Source organism: Hallella faecis (genome assembly GCF_018789675.1).
GTDB lineage: Bacteria > Bacteroidota > Bacteroidia > Bacteroidales > Bacteroidaceae > Prevotella > Prevotella faecis.
The window spans coordinates 1-489 of sequence record NZ_JAHKBE010000160.1 but is presented as its reverse complement, the minus strand read 5'-3'; the positions used below and the strand labels follow the sequence as shown (position 1 = coordinate 489).

General features: G+C 55.6%; 1 rRNA gene. It reads left to right on the top strand.

The features are described 5' to 3' along the window. Window positions 1–489, top strand: a 23S ribosomal RNA gene (locus KM934_RS12955); the annotation flags it as partial.

The following is a 489-nucleotide window of genomic DNA, read 5'->3' as shown; positions in this document are numbered from 1 at the left end:
CATTCCGGAGGCTAACCGGGGGAACTGAAACATCTTAGTACCCCGAGGAAGAGAAAATAATCTAATGATTCCCCCAGTAGTGGCGAGCGAACGGGGAAGAGCCCAAACCGTGACGGTCGCAAGGCCGCCGCGGGGTTGTAGGACCGCGCCATTGCACATTGAGGGTGAGTGGAATCTCCTGGAAAGGCGAATCGTAGAAGGTGATAATCCTGTACACGAAGCCCGATGTGGCATAGCGGTATCCTGAGTAACGCGGGACACGAGGAATCCTGCGCGAATCTGCCGGGACCATCCGGTAAGGCTAAATACTCGAATGAGACCGATAGCGAACGAGTACCGTGAGGGAAAGGTGAAAAGCACTTCCATGAGAAGAGTGAAATAGTTCCTGAAACCGTGCGCCTACAAGCGGTCGGAGCGCAGCGATGCGTGACGGCGTGCCTTTTGCATAATGAGCCTACGAGTTGCCGTCACCGGCGAGGCTAAGCCCCA